This window comes from Neisseria flavescens, from assembly GCF_005221285.1.
In the GTDB taxonomy this organism is placed as follows: domain Bacteria; phylum Pseudomonadota; class Gammaproteobacteria; order Burkholderiales; family Neisseriaceae; genus Neisseria; species Neisseria flavescens.
In genome coordinates, this window is record NZ_CP039886.1 from 1,442,462 (window position 1) to 1,464,683 (window position 22,222).

Below are 22,222 nucleotides of genomic sequence, written 5' to 3' on the forward strand. Positions count from 1 at the left end.
TCACAACCGGACATCATCATGACCGCCGCCCAACAAGCCATCCAAACCTACCGGCAGCAAAAAGCCGCAGCAGAAACTGCCTACCGCCAAAACAACCGCCCTACCGCTTACTTCCGCGACCATATCGCCGCTGCCGAAACCTTGCTGCAAACCCTCTGGCAAATCCACTTCCCCGACAGCAACGACATCAGTCTCATTGCCATCGGCGGCTTTGGGCGTTGTGAACTCTATCCCCATTCCGACTGGGACTTAGCGATTATTTCCTCCATTCCTTTTTCAGACGGCCTGCAACAACAAACCGCCCAATTTATCCAAACCCTTTGGGACGCACGCCTCAATCCCGCCATCAAAAGCGGCAGCATAGAAGAAATCCTCCAAAGCACCCAAAACGACATTACCGGCGAAACCGCCTTTCTTGAAGCACGCCACCTACAAGGCAATGCCGACCTTACCGCCCAACTTCTTAACAAACTCAACACACGCCGCGACACAGCCGCCTTTATCGAAGCCAAACTCCTCGAAATGGAGCAACGCCATACCAAATCCCAAGGCACAGGCGCACAGCTCGAACCCAACATCAAAACCTGCCCCGGCGGCCTGCGCGACATCCACACCCTTATCTGGACAGCCAAAGCACAAGGCATAGACAGCAACCCCACCGCCCTCGTTACCGCCGGCGTCCTCACACGCACCGAAGCCGGCATGCTGGCCCATGGCTACCGCCGTCTCGCCAACATCCGCATTCATCTCCACCTTACCGCCGACCGCCCCGAAGACAGGCTGCTTTTCGACTACCAGTCCCAAGTTGCCGAAAGCCTAGGCTATACCCAACCCGACATCCGCGGCCGAAGCGAAGCCCTGATGCACACCTTCTACCGCGCCACCAAAGCCATCAAACAACTCAACGGCATCCTCATTCCGGTTCTCAAAAACCATCAAACCTCCGGCCGTCCCCAACATATTCACCCCATCGACAGCCGCTACAAACGCATCGGCCACCAAATCGCCGCCAACGACCTTGCCCTGTTCGAGCAAAATCCCGAACACATCTTCACCATCATCCAAACCATGCAGGAGCAAAACATCACCACCATCGAACCGCAAACCCTGCGTGCGTGGTGGGCGGCCACACGAAAAATCAACACCCGTTTCACCCAAAACCCGGAAAACCGCCGCCGCTTCATCCAATTCTTCAAACACGGCACCGGCCTCACCCAAACCCTCCGTTTTCTCAACCTCTACGGCGTACTTGGCCGCTATCTCCCCGCATGGGGAAAAATCACCGGCCTGCTCCAACACGACCTCTTTCATATTTACCCCGTAGACGACCACATCCTGACCGTCGTCCGCAATATGCGCCGTCTCGCCATCGAAACCCACAGCCACGAAATGCCCGAAGCCAGCGCCATCATGCAGGCCTACCCAAGACCACATATCCTCTACACCGCCGCCCTGCTGCACGACATCGCCAAAGGCCGTGGCGGCGATCACGCCAAAGAAGGCATCAAAGACGCACAACAATTCGCCGCCAACCACTACTACACCGAAGAAGAAAGCCACCTTCTCGCATGGCTGGTTGAAAACCACCTGCTCATGTCCATCGTTGCCCAAAAAGAAGACATCCAAGATCCCCATGTCCTCCAAGCCTTCTGCCGCCGTATTCCCACACGCGAATACCTCGACGCACTCTACCTGCTTACCATTGCCGACATCCGCGGCACCAACCCCAAACTTTGGAACACATGGCGCGCCAGCCTGCTCCAAACCCTCTACCACAGCACCGCCGCCGTTTTAAACAGCAAACACCACGATCCCGAACGCCTCCCCAACCGACGCGAACAAGCCTCGACCGATCAGCTCACACGCGCGGCCGTCCCCCTCAAAAACCAACAAAAACTCCGCCGCATCCTCGGCAGCGCATACTACGTCCGCCATCAGACGCGGGAAATCCTCTGGCACACCGCAAACCTCGCCTACGACACCCAAAGTCCGGCCGTCCGCAGCCGCATCCTTCCCCAAAGCAACAGCCTTCAAGTCATGGTATTCATGCCCAATGGCGACCGCCTCTTCGCACGCCTCTGCCGCATCTTCAGCAGCCACCGCTTCGACATCCAAGCCGCCCGCGCCTTCATTACCGAACACGACTACATCCTCGACACCTTTATCCTGCAACTTCCCGACAATCTCCCACCCGAAGAATATCCCGACCGCCAAAGCGCACTCGAAGCCGAACTCAACAGCTTCATCCACGGCAACACCACCGTCCAAAAACAAAGCGGCCGCCCGCACATCAGCCGCCGCATCCGCCACATTCCCATTCCGCCTACCGTAATCATCACCCCCGAAGAAGATTATCCCGGCTGGCACACCATAGACATCACCGCCGTCAACCGCCCCCACCTCCTCGCCGACATCGCCGAGACCTTCTTCGCACACAACATCAGCCTGCGCTACGCCAAAATCACCACCTTGGATCAGCGCATTGAGGACAGCTTCATTACCTACAGCCCATCCCTACAAGACCCGCAAACCCAAAACACCCTAAAACAGGCATTGATCGAAGTCTTGACCCCATAAAGGCCGTCTGAACATCTTAAAAATACCGCCCGTCCAAATCAATTGACATATTATTGAACCAAGCATAATTCCTGACAAAAAACGTCACATGACCAAACTCACACACACTCTCTCTGTCACAAAAAATACAAAACTGACAAAAAACGTCAACACCCAATTTCCCTAAAATCCTAAAACTTTCAAACAAAACCACACAAAACTTAAAAATTAAAAAATAAATCCAATAAAAACAATAGATAAAAAATAAAAAATAAATTTTTAAATCAAATTTTCACACTTGGCACACCGACTGCTTGAAACAACACGTCCGACAAGGCTCAAGCCCCAAAGCAGCAAGGCCGACGGAAGCTGTATATTCCTTCTTACTTATGGTATACTCATAACATATAGTTCCAAGCTCATTACGGACTTTTTACTTAAACCCAATTATTTACACTTTCAAACTGGAGTTTTAAACATGAAAGCAATCCAAAAAGGTTTTACCCTGATCGAATTGATGATCGTCATCGCCATCTTGGGCATCTTGGCCGTTGTCGCTCTGCCTGCATACCAAGACTATACTGTCCGCGCTAAAATTTCAGAAGGTTTGGGCTTGGCCGAACCTGCTAAATTGGCAGTAGCAGAAACTTCTGCAGCTTTAGGTGGCTTGAACAAGATTACTACTACTAATACCGGTTATACTTTCCCTACAGGTGGTACTAAATACGTTTCAAGCATCGCTATTGCAGCAGGTAGCGGTGAAATTACAGTAACAACTAAAGATACCGGCTCCACTACTGATCCAGTGTTTACATTAACTCCAAATCAAGCCCATCCTGAAGATCCTATTACTTGGGAATGTAAATCTAAGGGTGGCCAACCTAAACACCTTCCAGCCAACTGTCGTGAAACAGATACAGGTACTTCATCAACTGGTACAACTAGTTAATATAACAACGATATAACAAAGTAAATCCCATAACCAAACAAAACGTTATGGGATTTACTTTATAAAAATAAAAAACTTAAAAACGATACGCTCAAATGAATACCCCATTTCAAGCCCAAAAAGGTTTTACCCTGATTGGGCTGATGATCGTTATCGCCATCCTCGGTATTCCGGTTGTTGTCGCCGTGCCTACCTACCAAAACCATATCGGCAGGGCGCAAGCCTCCGAAGCACTATACCTTGCCGACGACCTGAAAACCGAAATCGGCATTTTCTCAGCGGTAAATAACCGCCTGCCCAATGCAGAGGATGTCGGAAAACAAGGCACAATCGGTATTACCGCTCAACGCATCGGCGGCACATACATCCAAAACGGTGGCGTCATTAATAGCCTGAATGATCACATGACGAAAATAAATGCCGTCTGAAATTCATTTTCAGACGGCCTTCATCTTTTCACCACTACATAAAACAAATTCGCAACACTCCTGATAAGACAATTTGTCGCACATCTGAACTCAATATATAATTTAACCATACAAGTCTTTATTTTTAAGCATTTTTCATTTTTAAAACATACATTGCCTACATTGGGAGACCATCATGCCTCATCTGAACTTGGATAAAACGGATTTAAAGATTCTGCAGGTTTTGCAGGAAAACGGACGGTTGAGCAATGTTGAGCTTTCTGAAAAGGTGGCGCTCTCCCCTTCTCCCTGCCTGCGCCGTCTCAAACAGCTTGAAGATGCGGGCATTATTCAAAAATACGCCGCCCTGCTTTCTCCCATATCTTTAGGCTTGGGTTTGCAGGCTTTTATCCGTGTATCGATTAGCAAGGCAAAAGATGCGCGCGAGGATTTTTCCGAATCTGTCCGCGCTTGGCCGGAAGTATTGAGCTGCTTTGCCTTAACGGGCGAAACCGACTATCTGCTCCATGCCTTTTTTACCGATATGAACGCGTTTTCCCATTTTGTTTTGGATACGCTGCTTTCGCACCACGGCGTGCAAGATGCGCAATCGAGTTTTGTGTTGAAAGAAATTAAAAACACGACTGCTCTGCCTTTGGTTCATTTGGTTCAGGATTGATGGTTTGAAACTGATAAAGGCCGTCTGTTGTTCAGACGGCCTTTTAAATTCCAATGGTTTGCTTTAATATCCATACGCCCGTATACTTTTTAAGAATAATTCACATAAGCTTTTACTATGACTGACACCGCCCATCCCGATATCGATACTGTTTCAGAACATACCAAACAATGGCTGGAAAAAGCCGTTATCGGGCTGAATCTCTGCCCATTTGCCAAAGCGCCGCACGTCAAAAACCTGGTTCGCATCGTTGTCAGCGAAGCCCGTCATTTGGACGGCTTCCTTGAAGACTTGGATCGTGAATTGCAGCTTCTGGGCAATACGCCCGCTTCGGAATTGGAAACCACTTTACTGGTTCATCCGACGCTGTTCCCCGATTTTGAAACCTTCAACCAAATGCTGGAAATTGCCGATGATGCCGTTGTAGAAAACGAATTGGAAGGCATTGTCCAAATTGCGCCTTTCCATCCCGATTTTCAATTTGAAGGCACGGAAGCCGACGACATCAGCAACTACACCAACCGCTCGCCCTATCCGACCTTGCATCTGATTCGTGAAGACAGTATTGCCAAAGCGGCTGAAGCATTTCCCGACGCCTCGGCAATTTTCGACCGCAATATCGCGCTGCTGGAAAAAATGGGGCATGAGGGATGGGATAAATTAGACATTCCGCGTTGCCCATTTCCACATCACAAGCCGTCTGAAAACAAATAATGGGTGATGGGAAGATGGTTCGCTATTTATTGATTTTTTGCGGCGCATTGTCGCTTGTCTTGGGCATTATCGGTATTTTCCTGCCATTACTGCCGACGACGCCTTTCATTTTATTGACCGCCGCCTGCTGGGCAAAAGCTTCGCCGCGCTTTCACAATTGGCTGTATCATCACCGCCATTTCGGCCCAATCATACAAAACTGGGAAAACAACGGCGCCGTGCCGCGCAAGGCAAAGTTCTTCGCTATCGGCATGATGGCTCTTTCTTGCCTGTTTATGTTTTGGCGGTTTCCGGAACGCTGGTGGATTGGTGCCATATCATCAGTCTTCTGTAGCTGTGTGGATGTGGTTACGGCCGGAAGCATAAAATAAAACAGGTGGGCATTTTCGCTTACCTGTTTTTTGTTTTCATACCCAATTTATCCATTAAAACAATCAGTAAGAACCAAAACACTCTATTCATCCTCATTTTTCAGACGGCCTCCATTTATTCAATCAAATGTAAATTTTAGCTAAAATTAATTCAAAACATTTTTTCGATAGCATTATTTTCAAAGTTTCAAGCTCCTGTTTCAAAAACATTTTTTTACTACTTCCAACTACTCCCATCGCTTTTATTTCTTTATTTGTATCAACATTTCTTTTGATTCCAATATTCTAAACCGTCCCTTAACACTTGCTTTGCGTTATACTTTCCCCTGACACCACCGCGCAGTTCGTCTGGATATTTTCAGACGGCCTGAATATTTCACCGCCGTGCTTTCTCAACGAAGTTCCTCACGGCGCAACAGAATAAAAAGGAAATACTATGCGCCATCTCTCATTTTTACTGCTTCTTGCCGCCTTTCCTGCTGCGGCATCCGATTTTGACGGCTCATCCGCAAGCCTGCTTTGGGGTCTGCCGTTTGCACTGATTCTTTTGTCCATTGCACTCGGACCTCTGTTTTTCTCCCATATTTGGCACCACCACTTCGGCAAAATTACAGCGTTTTGGACACTGCTGTTTTTAACGCCGTTTATCGTAACCTTTGGTTTCGGCGCAGGCGTACACACCGTTGCCCATGCGTTGGTTGAAGAATATATCCCCTTTATCCTGCTGCTTTTGGCGCTCTATACCATTTCAGGCGGTATTTTTGTCAGCGGCGACTTGCACGGTTCGCCCAAATTGAACACAACCCTGTTGGCAGTCGGTACGGCTTTGTCTTCCATCATGGGGACGACAGGCGCGGCGATGTTGATGATTCGTCCACTTTTGAAAGCCAACCATAAACGCCACTACCGCGTTCACATCGTGATTTTCTTCATTTTCTTGGTAGCGAATATCGGCGGCGGTTTGACTCCTTTAGGCGATCCTCCTCTGTTCTTAGGATTCCTGAAAGGCGTAGATTTCATGTGGACGGTCAAACACATGCTGATGCCTGTATTGATCAGTTCTGTGGTTTTGCTGGCCGTTTTCTACATCATCGACAGCCGACACTTCAACCGTGAACAAAGCGAACACCTTGCTCCTGCTCCTTCCGATAAAGAAGAAAAAGTCAAAATTTACGGCAAATGGAATTTCCTGTTGCTGGCCGGTGTAGTCGGCGCGGTTTTGCTGTCCGGTTTGTGGAAACCAAATCATCCGGGCTTTGAAATCTTGGGCAGCCATTATGCCTTGCAAAACCTGATGCGCGATGGCATTTTGCTGGCTTTGACCGCCGTATCTTGGATTATTACGCCCAAACAGGTACGCGCAGGCAATGAGTTCAACTTCGAGCCGATTGCCGAAGTGGGCAAACTGTTTTTGGGTATTTTCATTACCATTTCGCCTGTTTTGGCGATTTTGAAAGCCGGCGAAACAGGCGCATTGGCTTCCGTTGTTTCTTTGGTTCACGATGCGGCAGGCAATCCGATTAATGTGATGTATTTCTGGATGAGCGGCATTTTGTCGGCATTCTTGGATAACGCACCGACTTATTTGGTGTTCTTCAATATGGCCGGTGGCGATGCCCAAGCCTTGATGACGGGCCCTTTGTTCCATACCCTGCTGGCCGTCTCTATGGGTTCGGTATTTATGGGTGCGCTCACTTATATCGGCAACGCGCCGAACTTCATGGTCAAAGCCATTGCCGAACAGCGCGGCATCCCTATGCCTTCGTTTTTCGGCTATATGATGTGGTCGGCGGCTTTTCTGATTCCCGTCTTCATCATCCACACCCTTGTCTTTTTCGTTTTCAAACTGCTATAAACGCTATGCCGTCTGAACATTCAGACGGCATTTTAAATTCCGGCATAATCAAATCAATATTTTTCCCTTCCGACAATTATAGTGGATTAACAAAAATCAGGACAAGACGACGAAGCCGCAGACAGTACAAATAGTACGGCAAGGCGAGGCAACGCCGTACTGGTTTAAATTTAATCCACTATAAAAACGGCTTCCGCAAGGAAAAAAGCAGCAAATCTGGCAAACAGGTACAATTCCTGATAAAATCTAGCACTTTGCTACATTAATTTATTCAATGCTTTTGATGCCGCGCGACACGGTATCAAAACACGCCGTTTTTACCTTAACCATCACAAGTAATGCAAATCTATGATTAAAATCAAAAAAGGTCTAGACCTGCCCATCGCAGGCAGACCGGAGCAAGTCATTTATGACGGCCCGGCCATTACCGAAGTCGCGTTGCTTGGCGAAGAATATGCCGGTATGCGCCCCTCGATGAAAGTCAAGGAAGGCGATACCGTCAAAAAAGGCCAAGTGCTGTTTGAAGACAAAAAGAATCCGGGCGTGGTGTTTACCGCTCCGGCTTCCGGAAAAATCGCCGCAATTCACCGTGGCGAAAAGCGCGTGCTTCAGTCGGTCGTGATTGCCGTTGAAGGCAGCGACGAAATCGAGTTCGAACGCTACGCACCCGATGCGTTGGCAAACTTGAGCGGCGAAGAAGTGCGCCGCAACCTGATTCAATCCGGTTTGTGGACTGCGCTGCGTACCCGTCCGTTCAGCAAAATCCCTGCCGTCGATGCCGAGCCGTTCGCCATTTTCGTCAATGCGATGGATACCAATCCGCTGGCGGCAGACCCTGTGGTCGTCATCAAAGAAGCCGCTGAGGATTTCAGACGAGGTTTGCTGGTGTTGAGCCGTCTGACCGAACGCAAAATCCATGTTTGTAAGGCAGCTGGTGCGGACGTGCCGTCTGAAAACGCCGCCAACATTGAAACACACGAATTCGGCGGCCCTCATCCCGCGGGTTTGAGCGGTACGCACATTCATTTCATCGAGCCTGTCGGTGCGAATAAAACCGTTTGGACCATCAATTATCAAGACGTGACTGCCATCGGACGTTTGTTCGTAACAGGTCGTCTGAATACCGAGCGCGTGGTTGCCTTGGGCGGTCCGCAAGTCAACAAACCGCGCCTCTTGCGTACCGTTTTGGGCGCGAAGGTGTCTCAACTTACCGCCGGCGAATTGGTTGACGCGGACAACCGCGTGATTTCCGGTTCGGTATTGAACGGCGCGATTGCACAAGGCGCGCATGATTATTTGGGACGCTACCACAATCAGATTTCCGTTATCGAAGAAGGTCGCAGCAAAGAGCTGTTCGGCTGGGTTGCGCCGCAGCCGGACAAATACTCGATTACGCGTACGACCCTCGGTCATTTCCTGAAAAACAAACTCTTCAAGTTCACGACAGCCGTCAACGGCGGCGACCGCGCTATGGTACCGATCGGCACTTACGAGCGCGTGATGCCCTTGGACATCCTACCTACCCTGCTCTTGCGCGACTTAATCGTCGGCGATACCGACAGCGCGCAGGCTTTGGGTTGCTTGGAATTGGACGAAGAAGACCTCGCTTTGTGCAGCTTCGTCTGCCCGGGCAAATACGAATACGGCCCGCTGTTGCGCAAGGTGCTGGAAACCATTGAGAAGGAAGGCTGATTATGGGCTTGAAACATTTTCTGGAAAAAATCGAACCGCACTTCCTGCCAGGCGGCAAGCATGAAAAATGGTATGCCCTCTATGAAGCTGCGGCGACGATTTTCTACACATCCGGCGCGGTAACGCGCAAAGCGGCCCACGTCCGCGACGCGCTCGACTCCAAGCGCATGATGATTTTGGTGTGGCTGGCTTTGTTCCCTGCCATGTTCTACGGTATGTACAACGTCGGCGCACAGGCATTCGGTGCGTTAACGCCTGATTTGCTGCAACAAAGCATCGCCAACGACTGGCACTACGGCCTTGCCGACGCTTTGGGCATCAATATGTCGTCTGAAGCGGGCGTATCAGGAAAAATGCTGTTCGGCGCGATTTATTTCCTGCCGATTTACGCAACCGTATTTATCGTCGGCGGTTTTTGGGAAGTCTTGTTCGCCACCGTGCGCAAACATGAAATCAACGAAGGTTTCTTCGTGACTTCGATTCTGTTTGCCTTAATCGTTCCGCCTACGCTGCCTTTGTGGCAGGCGGCTTTGGGCATTACCTTCGGCGTAGTGGTTGCAAAAGAGGTATTCGGCGGTACGGGTAAAAACTTTATGAACCCTGCGCTGGCAGGCCGCGCCTTCCTGTTCTTCGCCTACCCTGCCAACTTGAGCGGCGATGCGGTTTGGACGGCGGTTGACGGCTATTCCGGCGCAACCGCGCTGGCGCAATGGGCGGCACACGGTGCAGACGGCCTGAAAAACGCCGTAACCGGTCAAACCATCACTTGGATGGACGCGTTTATCGGTAACTTGCCCGGCTCCATCGGCGAAGTCTCCACTTTGGCACTCTTAATCGGCGGCGCGTTTATCGTATTTGCCCGCATCGCTTCTTGGCGCATCATTACCGGCGTGATGATCGGTATGATTGCGATGTCTTCGCTGTTTAATGTTATCGGTTCGGACACCAACGCTATGTTTGCTATGCCTTGGTACTGGCATTTGGTCGTCGGCGGCTTCGCCATCGGTATGCTGTTTATGGCGACCGACCCCGTTTCCGCTTCCTTTACCAATGTCGGCAAATGGTGGTACGGCACGCTGATCGGCGTGATGTGCGTGTTAATCCGTGTGGTCAATCCGGCTTACCCCGAAGGTATGATGTTGGCGATTCTGTTTGCCAACCTGTTTGCCCCGATTTTCGACTATTTCGTCGCACAAGCGAACATCAAACGCAGAAAGGCGCGCAGCAATGGCTAAGAAATTCGATAAAGACAGCTTCAGCGGCACGCTGATTGTGGTGTTGGCGGTCAGCCTGATTTGCTCGGTCATCGTTGCCGGTGCGGTCGTCGGCTTGAAACCCATCCAAGAAAAACAAAAACTCCAAGACAAACAAGGCTATATTTTGAGCGTGGCCGGTTTGATGGATAAAAACACCGACATCGGTAAAACCTTTGCCGAGCGTATCGAGCAACGCGTGGTCGATTTGGCGACCGGCGAATATGTGAAAGACGCGCCTAAAGACTTCAGTGCGCGCATCGCAGGCAAAGACCCCGCGCAAAGCATCCGAATCAAACCCGAAGACGATTTGGCAGGCATCAAAAGCCGTGCCAAATACACCGAAGTTTACTTGGTAAAAGGCGAAGACGGCAAAATCGGGCAAATCATCCTGCCTATGCACGGCAACGGTTTGTGGTCTGTTATGTACGGCTTTGTCGCCATCCAACCCGACGGCAACACTATCAACGGCATCACCTACTACGAACAAGGCGAAACCCCGGGCTTGGGCGGCGAAATCGGCAATCCGTTGTGGCAGCAAAAATTCGTCGGTAAAAAACTGTTTGACGAACAAGGCAAACTCACCCTGCACGTCGGCAAAGGCGCGGGTTCGGACAAAGAACACGGCGTAGATGCCCTCTCCGGCGCGTCGCTGACATCCAAAGGCGTGCAAGGTTCGTTCGCCTACTGGTTTGGCGAAAACGGCTATATCCCCTACCTGAACAAATTGAAATCAGCAGGAGCGCAATAATGGCTGATATGAAACGCTTGAAACACTTAATGTTTTCACCCTTTATCGACAACAACCCGATTGCCTTGCAGGTTTTGGGTATTTGTTCGGCTTTGGCGGTTACCACCAAACTTCAGACGGCCATCGTGATGGGTATTTCCGTAGCTTTGGTAACCGGTTTTTCCAGCTTCTTCATTTCGCTGGTACGCAACTACATCCCCAACAGCATCCGCATCATCGTGCAAATGGCAATTATCGCGTCGCTGGTTACACTGGTCGACCAACTCTTGCAGGCATTTGCCTACGAATTGTCCAAACAGCTTTCCGTATTCGTCGGTCTGATTATTACCAACTGTATCGTGATGGGCCGCGCCGAAGCATTTGCGATGAAAGAGCCGCCGCTGGAAAGCCTGATCGACGGTATCGGCAACGGCGCGGGCTACGGGATGATGCTGCTTGTCGTCGCCACCGTCCGCGAACTGATTGGCTCGGGCAAACTCTTGGGCTACACCGTTTTCCAAACCGTGCAGGACGGCGGCTGGTATCAGACCAACGGCTTGTTCCTGCTCGCCCCCAGCGCGTTCTTCATCATCGGCTTTTTGATTTGGGGACTGCGTACCTGGAAACCCGAACAGGCGGAGGAATAAGCTATGGAACACTATTTGAGCCTCTTCATCAAATCCGTCTTCATTGAAAATATGGCACTATCCTTCTTTTTGGGTATGTGCACGTTTTTGGCGGTATCCAAAAAAGTATCCACCGCATTCGGTTTGGGTGTGGCGGTAATTTTCGTACTCGGGCTGTCCGTCCCTGCCAACCAACTCGTTTACTCGCTGCTCAAAGACGGCGCGATTGTCGAAGGCGTGGATTTGACCTTTTTGAAATTCATCACCTTCATCGGCGTGATTGCCGCTTTGGTGCAGATTTTGGAAATGTTCTTGGACAAATTCGTCCCCGCCCTCTATAACGCGTTGGGCATCTACCTGCCGCTGATTACCGTGAACTGCGCGATTTTCGGCGCCGTATCGTTTATGGCGCAACGCGAATACAACTTCGGCGAGTCCGTCGTGTACGGCTTCGGCGCGGGCTTGGGCTGGATGTTGGCGATTGTCGCTTTGGCGGGCATTACCGAAAAAATGAAATATTCGGACGCTCCCAAAGGCCTCAAAGGCTTGGGCATTACCTTTATCGCCGCCGGCCTGATGGCGATGGCGTTTATGTCGTTCTCCGGCATCCAGTTATAAGAAAGGGACCGGTATGGAGATTATTTTAGGTATCGTGATGTTTACCGTCATCGTTTTGGTTTTGGCACTGATGATTCTGTTTGCCAAATCCAAGTTGGTGAGCGAAGGCGACATCACCATCAAAGTCAACGGCGAAAAAGAGCTGACGATGCCCGCCGGCGGCAAACTCTTGGGCGCGCTTGCCAACGAAGGCATCTTTATCCCCTCCGCCTGCGGCGGCGGCGGTTCGTGCGGACAATGCCGCGTCGTCGTAAAAAGCGGCGGCGGCGACATTCTGCCGACCGAGTTGTCCCACATCAGCAAACGCGAAGCACGCGAAGGCTGCCGTTTGTCCTGCCAAGTCAATGTCAAAACCGACATGGACATCGAAGTACCCGAAGAAGTGTTCGGCGTGAAAAAATGGGAATGCACCGTCATTTCCAACGACAACAAAGCCACGTTCATTAAAGAACTCAAGCTCGCCATTCCCGAAGGCGAAGAAGTGCCCTTCCGCGCCGGCGGCTACATCCAAATCGAAGCCCCGCCGCACACCGTTGCCTACAAAGACTTTGACATTCCCAAGGAATATCACGAAGACTGGGACAAATACAATCTGTGGCAATACGTTTCCAAAGTGGACGAACCGATTTTGCGCGCCTACTCTATGGCTTCGTATCCTGAAGAAAAAGGCATCATTATGCTGAACGTGCGTATCGCCACGCCGCCCCCGCGCGTACCCGATGCGCCTCCGGGACAAATGTCTTCCTACATCTGGTCGCTCAAACCCGGTGATAAAGTAACCATCTCCGGCCCGTTCGGCGAATTTTTCGCCAAAGACACCGATGCCGAAATGGTATTCATCGGCGGCGGTGCAGGTATGGCGCCGATGCGTTCCCACATTTTCGACCAGCTGAAACGTTTGAACTCCAAACGCAAAATTACCTTCTGGTATGGCGCACGTTCCAAACGCGAGATGTTCTATGTCGAAGACTTTGACCAACTCGCGGCAGAGTTCCCGAACTTCACGTGGCACGTCGCCCTGTCTGACCCGCTGCCTGAAGACAACTGGGACGGCTACACGGGCTTCATCCACAACGTGGTTTACGAAAACCATCTGAAAAACCACGAAGCACCGGAAGACTGCGAATTCTACATGTGCGGCCCACCGATTATGAACCAGTCCGTCATCAAAATGCTCAAAGACTTGGGCGTGGAAGACGAAAACATCCTCTTGGACGATTTCGGCGGCTAACAAACAAAAAGGAAGAAACTTCGGTTTCTTCCTTTTTTATTGCCAGGCCGTCTGAAAACCATACTTTCAGACGGCCTAAGCCTTTCTTTTACGATACAATAAAGGCTTCAAAAAATAATCCGCAAATCCCTTATGCCGTTTCTTTCCAATTCCTTTTACCGTCCGATAATCGGTTGTACCGTTGCCATCCTTTCCGCGCTCACACTCTCTGCCTGCCAACCTGAAAAACAACAAACCATTACCCTGCAAGGTGAAACCATGGGCACGACCTATACCGTCAAATATCTTTCAGACGGCCAAGACAAACTCCCCTCCCCTGCCGAAATACAAAAACGCATTGATGACGCGCTTAAAGAAGTCAATCGGCAAATGTCTACCTACCAGACCGATTCCGAAATCAGCCAATTCAACCAGCTGCGCACCGTCAATCAGGCAATGCCCATTTCCCAAGACTTTGCCTATGTAACCGGTGAAGCCTTGCGTTTAAACAAACTGACGCACGGCGCACTGGACGTAACCGTCGGTCCTTTGGTCAACCTTTGGGGATTCGGCCCGCAAAAAGAAATCACACACGAACCGACTGCGCAAGAAATCCAACATGCTTCAGAAATGGTCGGCACGGACAAACTCAAACTTTTCCAAGACGGACAGCAGCCTACACTGGCGAAAACCCATCCCGAAGTCTATTTAGACCTATCCTCCATCGCCAAAGGCTTTGGCGTGGATAAAACCGCCGCCGAACTTGAAAAACTCAATATCGGCAATTATTTGGTAGAAATCGGGGGCGAGTTGCATGGCAAAGGCCATAATGCGCAAGGCAATCCTTGGCGTATCGGCATCGAGCAGCCCAATATCGTTCAAGGCGGCGCAACCCAAATCACCATTCCATTGGACAATAAATCACTGGCCACGTCCGGCGACTACCGCATTTTCCATGTCGATAAGTCAGGCCGCCGCCTTTCCCATATTATCAACCCTAAAACCAAACAACCCATCAGCCACAACCTTGCTTCCATCAGCGTAGTAGCTGAAAACGCCACACTTGCAGACGGCCTTTCAACCGGCTTATTCGTCCTCGGAGAAACCGACGCGCTTAAACTTGCCGAGCAAGAAAATCTCGCCGTTTTCCTTATCATCCGAACCCCGCAAGGCGGCTACCATACTAAAATGTCCAGCGCATTCAAGAAATTATTAAACTAACCTTCAGGAATACACACATGAAAACCCTCCTTCTGACTTTCGGCATCTTTATCATTGTCATCCTCGGCATGGCAGTCGGCTATATTTTCTCCAAACGCACCATCAAAGGCAGCTGCGGCGGCATTTCCTCTCTCGGCATGAAGAAAATGTGCGATTGCGACACACCATGCGATACCTTACAAAAAGAGCTGGATAAAAAACAACATTCCGACAATCAAGGCATCAAGGTCGATCATTAAGTCTTTGTTGAATGTTTATTCATAACTCAAGACTGTTTATTCCCCATCAGGCCGTCTGAAAAACAAAAGAGTGTGATCCCAATGGATACACGCTCTTTTATTTTACCTTTCCCTAAAGCAATCCAAAAATATCTTGCCCACCCGTTTAAATTAAAACCACTCCAAACCAATCATGAAACAAAAAGAAAAGCTCCTACAAAACAGGAGCTTTTTCTTGGAAGAAACCGGATTATTTCAATTTAGTTTCTTTGTAAATAACGTGTTTACGGGCTACTGGGTCAAATTTTTTGATTTCCAGTTTGCCAGGCATAGTACGTTTGTTTTTAGTAGTTGTGTAGAAGTGACCAGTACCAGCACTGGACTCCAGTTTGATTTTATCGCGCATTGCAGTAATCCTTAATTAATGGTGTTTAAATTAAGCTTCGCCGCGAGCACGCAAATCAGCCAATACGACATCAATGCCTACTTTATCGATGGTGCGCAATGCAGCGTTAGAAACGCGCAGGCGAACCCAGCGGTTTTCACTTTCTACCCAGAAACGACGTGATTGCAAGTTAGGCAAAAAACGACGTTTGGTTTTGTTGTTGGCGTGTGATACGTTATTGCCAGACATCGGGCGCTTACCGGTCACTTTGCAAACTCGTGCCATGGTTAGTCTCCAAACTTCTAAAATAGTAAAACGCGATTTATACCACAAAATCCGCCTTCAGTTCAAGTCGTTTGCTGAAAAAACGGGATTTGTGGAAATAAATCTTCTCAATATGTTGCATCTGCGAAACGGTATTTCGCAAAGCCTTAACTTTTTAATTATAACGGATTTCTTTAAAAAAATCATCTGTCGTTTGCATGGTTGATGAAATAAATAGGCCGTCTGAACATTTCAGACGGCCTGTTTATCGTCATGCCTTTTTCTTCAATGCCGCATTCAAAATGCAGCCAAGTATAAAGCAGGCTAAAGAGGGAACAACCCATCCTAAACCGATATTGTAAAACGGCAATGCGCGCTCGATGGCAGCAGCGGTGTCGGCATCAAATCCAAACGCGGCCTTGCAGGCATCAAGCAAACCGACCACAAGGGCTGCCATCATGGTGCAGAAATAGACAATACGGCCGCCGCCAAACAGTTTATCCGTCAAAGCCAGCAGAATGATGACGATGGTCAGCGGATACAACAGCATCAACATAGGGATGGAAAACTGCAAAATCGCTGACAGGCCTTTGTTGGCCAACAGGATAGACACCACTGTATTCAGTATCACAAAGGCTTTATAAGAAATGCCCGGGCAGAGACGGTTAAAATATTCGGCGCATGAAGTAATCAAGCCAACCGCCGTACTCAGACAGGCAAGCAACACCATGACGCCAAGCAACACAATACCGGCCGTACCGAAATAGTGTTGTGCGGTTTTAGACAAAACCGACGCGCCGTTTTCCTGCAAGCCGATACCGGCCACACCTGTCGCGCCCATATAACCGATAAACAGGTAAACCACTGCCAAACAAGAAGCCGCCAACACGCCCGAAATCGTCGTGGTCTTCAGCAAGTCTGCACGGTTGTCCACGCCCATGGCGCGAACGGCATCGATGACGATAATGGCAAACACCAGCGAAGCCAGCGCGTCCATGGTGCCGTAGCCTTCCAAAATGCCTTTAACCAACGGATGAGTGGCAAAATCGCCTTGCGCCGCCTGCGGCACACCCATTGGATTAATGGCGGCATAGCCGACCAATATCGTAATTGACAGCAACAAAACAGGCGTGAGGATTTTACCGATACGGTCAACCAGCTTACCCGGAGAAATCGACAGCCAATAAGTCATGCCGAAAAACACCAGGCTGAATACGGCCAATGCGATGTTTTTCCAAGATTCATCAATAAAAGGGGAAATCGCGGTTTCAAAAGACACTGTCGCCGTACGCGGCATGGCAAACAGAGGGCCGATTGCCAGATAAAGCGCAGTGGCAAAAGTCACGCCGTACCAAGGCGCAACACGGGAGGCCAATGCTTCCACATCGCGCGAGCCGGAATAGCCGACGGCAATCACGCCCAACAATGGCAAACCCGCGCCCGTCAGCAAAAAGCCAAACATCGCCGAAAGCCAGTTTTCACCGGCCTGCTGTCCCAAAAAAGCAGGAAAAATCAGGTTTCCCGCCCCAAAAAACAGAGCAAACAACATTAAGCCTACCGCCCATAAAGAAGCTTTGTTATGACTTGTTGTCGAATTCATTTTAGTTCTCTTTTTTCAAATTTTCGTTATCGGTTTCATCGGCTTCAAGGCCGTCTGAAGACATTTCGGCTTCGTTTGTTTCCAAACCGTCTTTCAGGCTGATTTCGATTTCACCATAATTTTCAGGCTGTACGATACGCACCAAGCCTTCTTTAGCCAATTCCAGCAATGCAATAAAATTGACCACCACATATGTCGCGCCCTGCTCCGGCTTAAACAAATCGCTGAACTTGCTGATACCGCTTTCGTTCAAGCGACGCAAAATCGCCGTCATCTGCGCGCGCACGGAAATGGTTTCCCGCACCACTTCATGACTGCGCGTATGCTTGGCACGCGACAAAATACCCAACCAAGCCTGCGTCAAATCGGCAACGTACACTTCCGGCAACTTCGCCTCAACCGCAATTTCCAACGGCAGATACGCCCAAGCAAAATCACGTCCAGCACGCGGCAACGCATCCAAACCCTGAGCCGCCAGTTTCATCTGTTCGTAAGCCAACAGACGGCGCACCAACTCGGCGCGCGGATCCGCCTCTTCATCCTCAACTTCTTCAGGACGCGGCAACAGCAGGCGCGATTTAATTTCAATCAACATCGCCGCCATCAACAGGTATTCCGCCGCCAAATCAAACTGATACGCTTCCATTTGGGCAATATAGTGCAGATACTGCTCGGTAATCTTCACCATCGGAATATCAAGGACATCGATATTTTGCTTGCGGATAAGGTACAGCAACAAATCCAACGGCCCTTGGAAGCTGCTCAATACCACCTTCAACGCATCAGGCGGAATAAACAAATCTTGCGGCACATCAGTGACAGGTTGACCGAACACCCACGCAACGGTATGTTCAGACGGCGTTGCGGCAGTGGAAGAGATAAGGTGTTCTGAAGGCATGGTTAAAGGGTCTTTTTCTTTTTAAGTTTAGTAAGAAGTTTCATCAACAAAAGGCCGTCTGAAACGAGGACAGCCCGTTTTAAATATAAAAATCAGCAGCTTTTACGATTGATTTGCAGAGAAACAATGGCGACGGCAAAGGTCTGGGCCAAGGCCATACCCAACAGCGGCAGACTGGCGAAAACTGTACCCGCCAGTACCGAACCGATATCTCGGGACAACACAAAACCATCCCTTGCAAGCATCGCCACTATCAAAGCCAACAGCAGCAAACTTTCGCAGCCGACCAAAACCCAAATCATTTTAACCGAACGGCGTTTGCGCCATTTCATGATCCCGGCGTGCAACAGGCTGAACATCACGACAGACAGAAACGGATAAAGAAAAGTGGTGAATGGGCGGTTATAACCGCTTTGCACGCACAAATAATCGCCCGGCAGCGTATTGCATTCCATCACATCAAGAAACATCGGATCGACAGCATACATCAACACGCCGAACCATACCGCATAAATCAGACTGGCAATAAAGTAGGCTTTAAAAAATCGGCCCTTAACCATCTTCCCCCACCCCTCACTTCCGCCCCGCGATATGCTCCACTGCCGCCTGCGCGCAATACAGCCCAAACGAAGCCGTCACCAGCATACTCGCGCCGTAGCCCGCGCAGGACAAACCTTGCGGCGCGGCATCGGTCGAACACGCTTCGCCGGATTGCGGCGGCGTGATATTCTCAGTTGAATAAACGCAAGGCATGCGCATTTTTTCTTTGGTATCGCGGCTGAAGCCGTAGCGTTTGCGCAAGGTGTAGCGCAAATTGGAAAGCAGCGGATCGTGGGTAACGCGGCTCAAATCGGCGGTTTGGATTAAAGCCGGATTTTTCTGTCCGCCCGCGCCGCCGCTGATAATAAACGGTTGTTTATGTTGCACGAAATACGCCGCCATCGCCGCTTTGACACGGATTTGGTCGATGGCGTCGATAACGAAGTCAAAAGGCTGTCTGAAAAGCTCGTCCAGATTGTCTTCGGTAACAAAATCTTCGATTTCCGTCACTTCGCATTGCGGATTGATTTGAGCGATGCGTTCGCGTAAAGCGGTAACTTTTGCCTTACCGAAATCATCGGTCAAAGCGTGCAACTGGCGGTTGACATTGGACTCGGCAACGTTGTCCAAATCAATCAGCGTTAAACGACCGATACCGCTGCGCACCAAAGCCTCTACCGCCCATGAGCCAACACCGCCGACGCCAACCACGCACACATGCGCACGCGAAAAGCGCGCCAGTGCTTCGTCTCCGTAAAGTCTGGCAATGCCGCCAAAGCGGCGCAAAGAAAGAAAAGCGGCGTCCTGCATAAGTAACCTTGTGATATATCAATAAATTAATGAAAAACGCCACAGGCGAATCGGACTGACATTATACTTGAAAGCAGATGGGCTGTTGTACCCGCCCGAAAGAGTTTATAATCGTTTCACATTCAGACAAGTTCTGATTTCATATTAAACGAAAGTGCCGCTACTCGGCGCAAAAGGAGAATAAATATGTACAAACATTTGGTTGTAGCCGTTGACGGTAGCGAGACTTCCCTCAATGCATTGAAACACGCCGCCGAACTGGCAAGCCTCAACAAAGCCCAACTGACTTTGGTTCACGTTGCCAACCCTGCCGAATACATGGCTTTGGCTCCTGAATTCCTGCAACACGAAAGCTATGAAGCCGCCGCAGTGGCTCAAGGTAACGAAGTTTTGGATTTCGCAGAAAAAACAGCGCGTGAAAGCGGCGTTGAAAACATCGTGAAACACCTGTTGGTTGCCAACAAAGGCGCACGCGAAATGGCGCAAGACTTGGTTGACTACGCCGACAACAACGGCGCAGACCTGCTGGTACTCGGCACACACGGCCGCACCGGCCTGATGCACCTCTTAATGGGCAGCTTCGCCGAAACCGTAATGCGTCAAAGCCACCTGCCTCTGCTGATTATCCGCAGCAAAGCCGAAGAAGCATAATCAAGCATTTATTTAAAATAGCGAAAGGCCGTCTGAATATTTTTCAGACGGCCTTTTTTCACATGACAGCTTCAGCTTTTATTTTGCCATTTCTTTGAACACTTCGTGTGCCACAGCAATGGTTTCATCAATCAGCTCAGGCGTATGCGCGGCGGAAACAAAACCGGCTTCGTAAGCTGACGGGCCGAATGCGACATTGCGGTCGAGCATACCGTGGAAGAAATGTTTGAAACCGTCGATATTGGAACGCACCATATCAGCATAGTTTTGCGGCGTATGGCTGGCAAAATACAAACCAAACATACCGCCCACGCTATCCGCCGTAAACTCAACACCATGTGCTTTAGCCGCATCGGCAATACCGTTGACAAGGTGTTGGGTCAAGGCAGTCAGGTTTTCATAGAAGCCTTCGCGCTGAATGATTTCCAGCGTTTTCAAACCGGCCGCAACCGCAATCGGATTGCCGGACAATGTACCTGCCTGATACACGCCGCCCAACGGGGAAATACATTCCATAATGTCTTTACGGCCGCCGAACGCCGCCAAAGGCATACCGCCGCCGATTACTTTGCCCATGGTGGTCAAATCGGGTTTGATGCCGTGCAAAGATTGCGCGCCGCCGAGCGCGACGCGGAAGCCGGTCATCACTTCGTCGTAAATCAACACCGCGCCGTGTTTTTCGGTCAATTCGCGCAAGGCTTTGACAAAGGCTTCGGTCGGGCGGACGAGGTTCATATTGCCGACAAAGGGTTCGACAATCACGCAGGCGATTTCGCCGCCGCTTTGGGCAAAGGCTTCTTCGAGTTGGGCGATGTTGTTGTATTCGAGTACCAAAGTATGTTTGGTAAAGTCGGCAGGCACGCCGGCGGAAGACGGGTTACCAAACGTCAGCAGTCCGCTGCCGGCTTTGACGAGCAGGCTGTCGGAATGGCCGTGGTAGCAGCCTTCAAACTTGATGATTTTGTCGCGGCCGGTAAAACCGCGTGCCAAACGGATGGCGGTCATCGTTGCTTCCGTACCGGAGCTGACAAGGCGCAGCTGCTCGACAGACGGCATGATTTTGGCGATTTCTTCGGCAATGACAATTTCGCCTTCAGTTGGCGCACCAAACGACAAACCGCCCAAAGCCGCTTCGCGCACGGCTTCGACGACTTCAGGATGGGCATGGCCGACAATCGCAGGACCCCAAGAGCCGACATAGTCGGTATAACGCGTGCCGTTTTCGTCCCAAACATACGCGCCTTCGGCTTTTTTGATAAAGCGCGGCACACCTCCGACGCTGCCGAATGCGCGCACAGGAGAGTTCACGCCGCCGGGAATAATGGCTTTGGCGCGGTTGAACAAGCTTTCATTACGGTTCATGGTCAATTCTTTCGTAAAAGGTCGTCTGAAAATCAAATTGATGCCATTTTAACACCAAATCCTTTTCAGACGGCCCAAGCTTCAAAATAAGAATCGGGCGCAAAATCAAAATTATTCTTTAAAAACAAATACTCTATCCACATTTTTCCTGCTTGTGCTATAATCCGCGACCTATTGAAACAATAAAAGACAAGCATCATGTTACGTGGATTCATACTCAGCCTCGCCCTTTTAGCGTCCTCCCTCGTCCATGCACAACGCAGCCTGCCTGACGATATGGACGTAGCCGTTTTAAAGACTGTCGATTTGCCTTATCTGAAAGTCAGCAAAGGCGGTTTTTCTTGGACGCGCCTGCTGACCTTGGGCATTGTGGACGGCAATGCGGCCAAACTGCAAATCACCCGCTTCACCAAAATCCACGATGAAAACGACCGTTTCATTCCGATGGGCCGCCTGCTGAATCAAACCGGCAAAGCCGTTGCGTTCAAATACAACGAAGAAAGCCGCCTCGTCCGCGAAATCTGGATTTTGACCGACGCCGAAGCCGACAGGTTCATCGAACACGCCCAAAAGCAGAAAAAGGCGGAAGAATAATTTTTCAGACGGCCCGAGT

General features: G+C 50.1%; 23 protein-coding genes and 1 pseudogene. 17 read left to right on the top strand and 7 right to left on the bottom strand.

The window, feature by feature from the left end:
* Positions 1-18 precede the first annotated feature (18 nt).
* The 15 genes and pseudogenes from glnD (at position 19) to nqrM (ending at position 15,120) form a co-directional block, all read left to right on the top strand.
* Positions 19-2,577 carry a [protein-PII] uridylyltransferase gene (glnD, locus tag FAH67_RS07415; protein WP_003680871.1) on the top strand — a complete coding sequence of 853 codons (2,559 nt, stop codon included), beginning with the start codon at positions 19-21 and terminating at the stop codon, positions 2,575-2,577.
* 457 nt (positions 2,578-3,034) lie between these two features.
* Entirely contained in the window at positions 3,035-3,505 is a 471-nt protein-coding gene (locus FAH67_RS07420; RefSeq protein ID WP_003680873.1) for a pilin, read from the top strand.
* A gap of 95 nt (positions 3,506-3,600) precedes the next feature.
* The gene (locus tag FAH67_RS12265; RefSeq protein ID WP_003680875.1) at positions 3,601-3,933 is read left to right on the top strand and encodes a pilin; all 333 of its coding nucleotides are present in this window, start codon (positions 3,601-3,603) and stop codon (positions 3,931-3,933) included.
* Positions 3,934-4,108: 175 nt separating this feature from the next.
* Positions 4,109-4,591 carry an Lrp/AsnC family transcriptional regulator gene (locus tag FAH67_RS07430; protein ID WP_003680876.1) on the top strand — a complete coding sequence of 161 codons (483 nt, stop codon included), beginning with the start codon at positions 4,109-4,111 and terminating at the stop codon, positions 4,589-4,591.
* A gap of 117 nt (positions 4,592-4,708) precedes the next feature.
* A complete protein-coding gene (locus tag FAH67_RS07435) occupies positions 4,709-5,305 on the top strand; it encodes a DUF1415 domain-containing protein (RefSeq protein ID WP_003680877.1) in 597 nt (198 codons plus the stop codon).
* A 14-nt stretch (positions 5,306-5,319) separates the two neighbouring features.
* Positions 5,320-5,671: pseudogene (locus FAH67_RS07440) on the top strand (YbaN family protein).
* Between the two features lie 441 nt (positions 5,672-6,112).
* Complete coding sequence (locus FAH67_RS07445) at positions 6,113-7,531, top strand: sodium:proton antiporter (protein ID WP_003680881.1); 1,419 nt, start codon at positions 6,113-6,115, stop codon at positions 7,529-7,531.
* A 348-nt stretch (positions 7,532-7,879) separates the two neighbouring features.
* Positions 7,880-9,223, top strand: coding sequence for a Na(+)-translocating NADH-quinone reductase subunit A (locus tag FAH67_RS07450; RefSeq protein WP_003680884.1), 1,344 nt, complete (start codon positions 7,880-7,882; stop codon positions 9,221-9,223).
* Positions 9,224-9,225: 2 nt separating this feature from the next.
* Entirely contained in the window at positions 9,226-10,458 is a 1,233-nt protein-coding gene (locus tag FAH67_RS07455; protein ID WP_003680885.1) for an NADH:ubiquinone reductase (Na(+)-transporting) subunit B, read from the top strand.
* Positions 10,451-11,227 carry a Na(+)-translocating NADH-quinone reductase subunit C gene (locus tag FAH67_RS07460; RefSeq protein WP_137038655.1) on the top strand — a complete coding sequence of 259 codons (777 nt, stop codon included), beginning with the start codon at positions 10,451-10,453 and terminating at the stop codon, positions 11,225-11,227. The genes FAH67_RS07455 and FAH67_RS07460 overlap by 8 nt, the downstream gene beginning before the upstream one ends.
* Positions 11,227-11,853, top strand: coding sequence for an NADH:ubiquinone reductase (Na(+)-transporting) subunit D (locus FAH67_RS07465; protein WP_002214361.1), 627 nt, complete (start codon positions 11,227-11,229; stop codon positions 11,851-11,853). The genes FAH67_RS07460 and FAH67_RS07465 overlap by 1 nt, the downstream gene beginning before the upstream one ends.
* 3 nt (positions 11,854-11,856) lie before the next feature.
* Positions 11,857-12,450 (top strand): NADH:ubiquinone reductase (Na(+)-transporting) subunit E, encoded by a 594-nt coding sequence (nqrE, locus tag FAH67_RS07470; RefSeq protein ID WP_002223986.1) that lies wholly within the window; start codon positions 11,857-11,859, stop codon positions 12,448-12,450.
* Positions 12,451-12,463: 13 nt separating this feature from the next.
* Positions 12,464-13,681, top strand: a complete 1,218-nt coding sequence (nqrF, locus tag FAH67_RS07475) for an NADH:ubiquinone reductase (Na(+)-transporting) subunit F (RefSeq protein ID WP_002225565.1) — start codon at positions 12,464-12,466, stop codon at positions 13,679-13,681.
* Between the two features lie 132 nt (positions 13,682-13,813).
* Complete coding sequence (locus FAH67_RS07480) at positions 13,814-14,881, top strand: FAD:protein FMN transferase (protein ID WP_003680887.1); 1,068 nt, start codon at positions 13,814-13,816, stop codon at positions 14,879-14,881.
* Between the two features lie 17 nt (positions 14,882-14,898).
* On the top strand, positions 14,899-15,120 hold the full coding sequence (nqrM, locus tag FAH67_RS07485; RefSeq protein ID WP_003680888.1) for a (Na+)-NQR maturation NqrM: 222 nt from the start codon (positions 14,899-14,901) through the stop codon (positions 15,118-15,120).
* A gap of 229 nt (positions 15,121-15,349) precedes the next feature.
* On the opposite strand, the gene rpmG is transcribed toward nqrM, so the two are convergent.
* From rpmG to FAH67_RS07520, 6 genes are all read right to left on the bottom strand, one after another.
* Entirely contained in the window at positions 15,350-15,505 is a 156-nt protein-coding gene (gene rpmG / locus FAH67_RS07490; protein WP_003684373.1) for a 50S ribosomal protein L33, read from the bottom strand.
* A gap of 30 nt (positions 15,506-15,535) precedes the next feature.
* Positions 15,536-15,769 (bottom strand): 50S ribosomal protein L28, encoded by a 234-nt coding sequence (gene rpmB, locus FAH67_RS07495; RefSeq protein WP_002216391.1) that lies wholly within the window; start codon positions 15,767-15,769, stop codon positions 15,536-15,538.
* 250 nt (positions 15,770-16,019) lie between these two features.
* Entirely contained in the window at positions 16,020-17,348 is a 1,329-nt protein-coding gene (gene brnQ / locus FAH67_RS07505; protein WP_081451165.1) for a branched-chain amino acid transport system II carrier protein, read from the bottom strand.
* Position 17,349: 1 nt separating this feature from the next.
* On the bottom strand, positions 17,350-18,246 hold the full coding sequence (locus tag FAH67_RS07510) for a segregation and condensation protein A (protein ID WP_003680893.1): 897 nt from the start codon (positions 18,244-18,246) through the stop codon (positions 17,350-17,352).
* Positions 18,247-18,338: 92 nt separating this feature from the next.
* Entirely contained in the window at positions 18,339-18,806 is a 468-nt protein-coding gene (locus FAH67_RS07515) for a hypothetical protein (RefSeq protein ID WP_003680894.1), read from the bottom strand.
* Between the two features lie 13 nt (positions 18,807-18,819).
* On the bottom strand, positions 18,820-19,596 hold the full coding sequence (locus FAH67_RS07520; protein ID WP_003680895.1) for a tRNA threonylcarbamoyladenosine dehydratase: 777 nt from the start codon (positions 19,594-19,596) through the stop codon (positions 18,820-18,822).
* A gap of 186 nt (positions 19,597-19,782) precedes the next feature.
* Between FAH67_RS07520 and FAH67_RS07525 the strand changes: the two genes are divergently transcribed.
* Positions 19,783-20,247, top strand: a complete 465-nt coding sequence (locus FAH67_RS07525) for a universal stress protein (RefSeq protein WP_003680896.1) — start codon at positions 19,783-19,785, stop codon at positions 20,245-20,247.
* A 78-nt stretch (positions 20,248-20,325) separates the two neighbouring features.
* On the opposite strand, the gene hemL is transcribed toward FAH67_RS07525, so the two are convergent.
* Entirely contained in the window at positions 20,326-21,609 is a 1,284-nt protein-coding gene (gene hemL / locus FAH67_RS07530) for a glutamate-1-semialdehyde 2,1-aminomutase (protein WP_039864074.1), read from the bottom strand.
* 198 nt (positions 21,610-21,807) lie between these two features.
* Between hemL and FAH67_RS07535 the strand changes: the two genes are divergently transcribed.
* Complete coding sequence (locus FAH67_RS07535; protein ID WP_003680900.1) at positions 21,808-22,203, top strand: hypothetical protein; 396 nt, start codon at positions 21,808-21,810, stop codon at positions 22,201-22,203.
* The last annotated feature ends 19 nt before the right edge of the window (positions 22,204-22,222 follow it).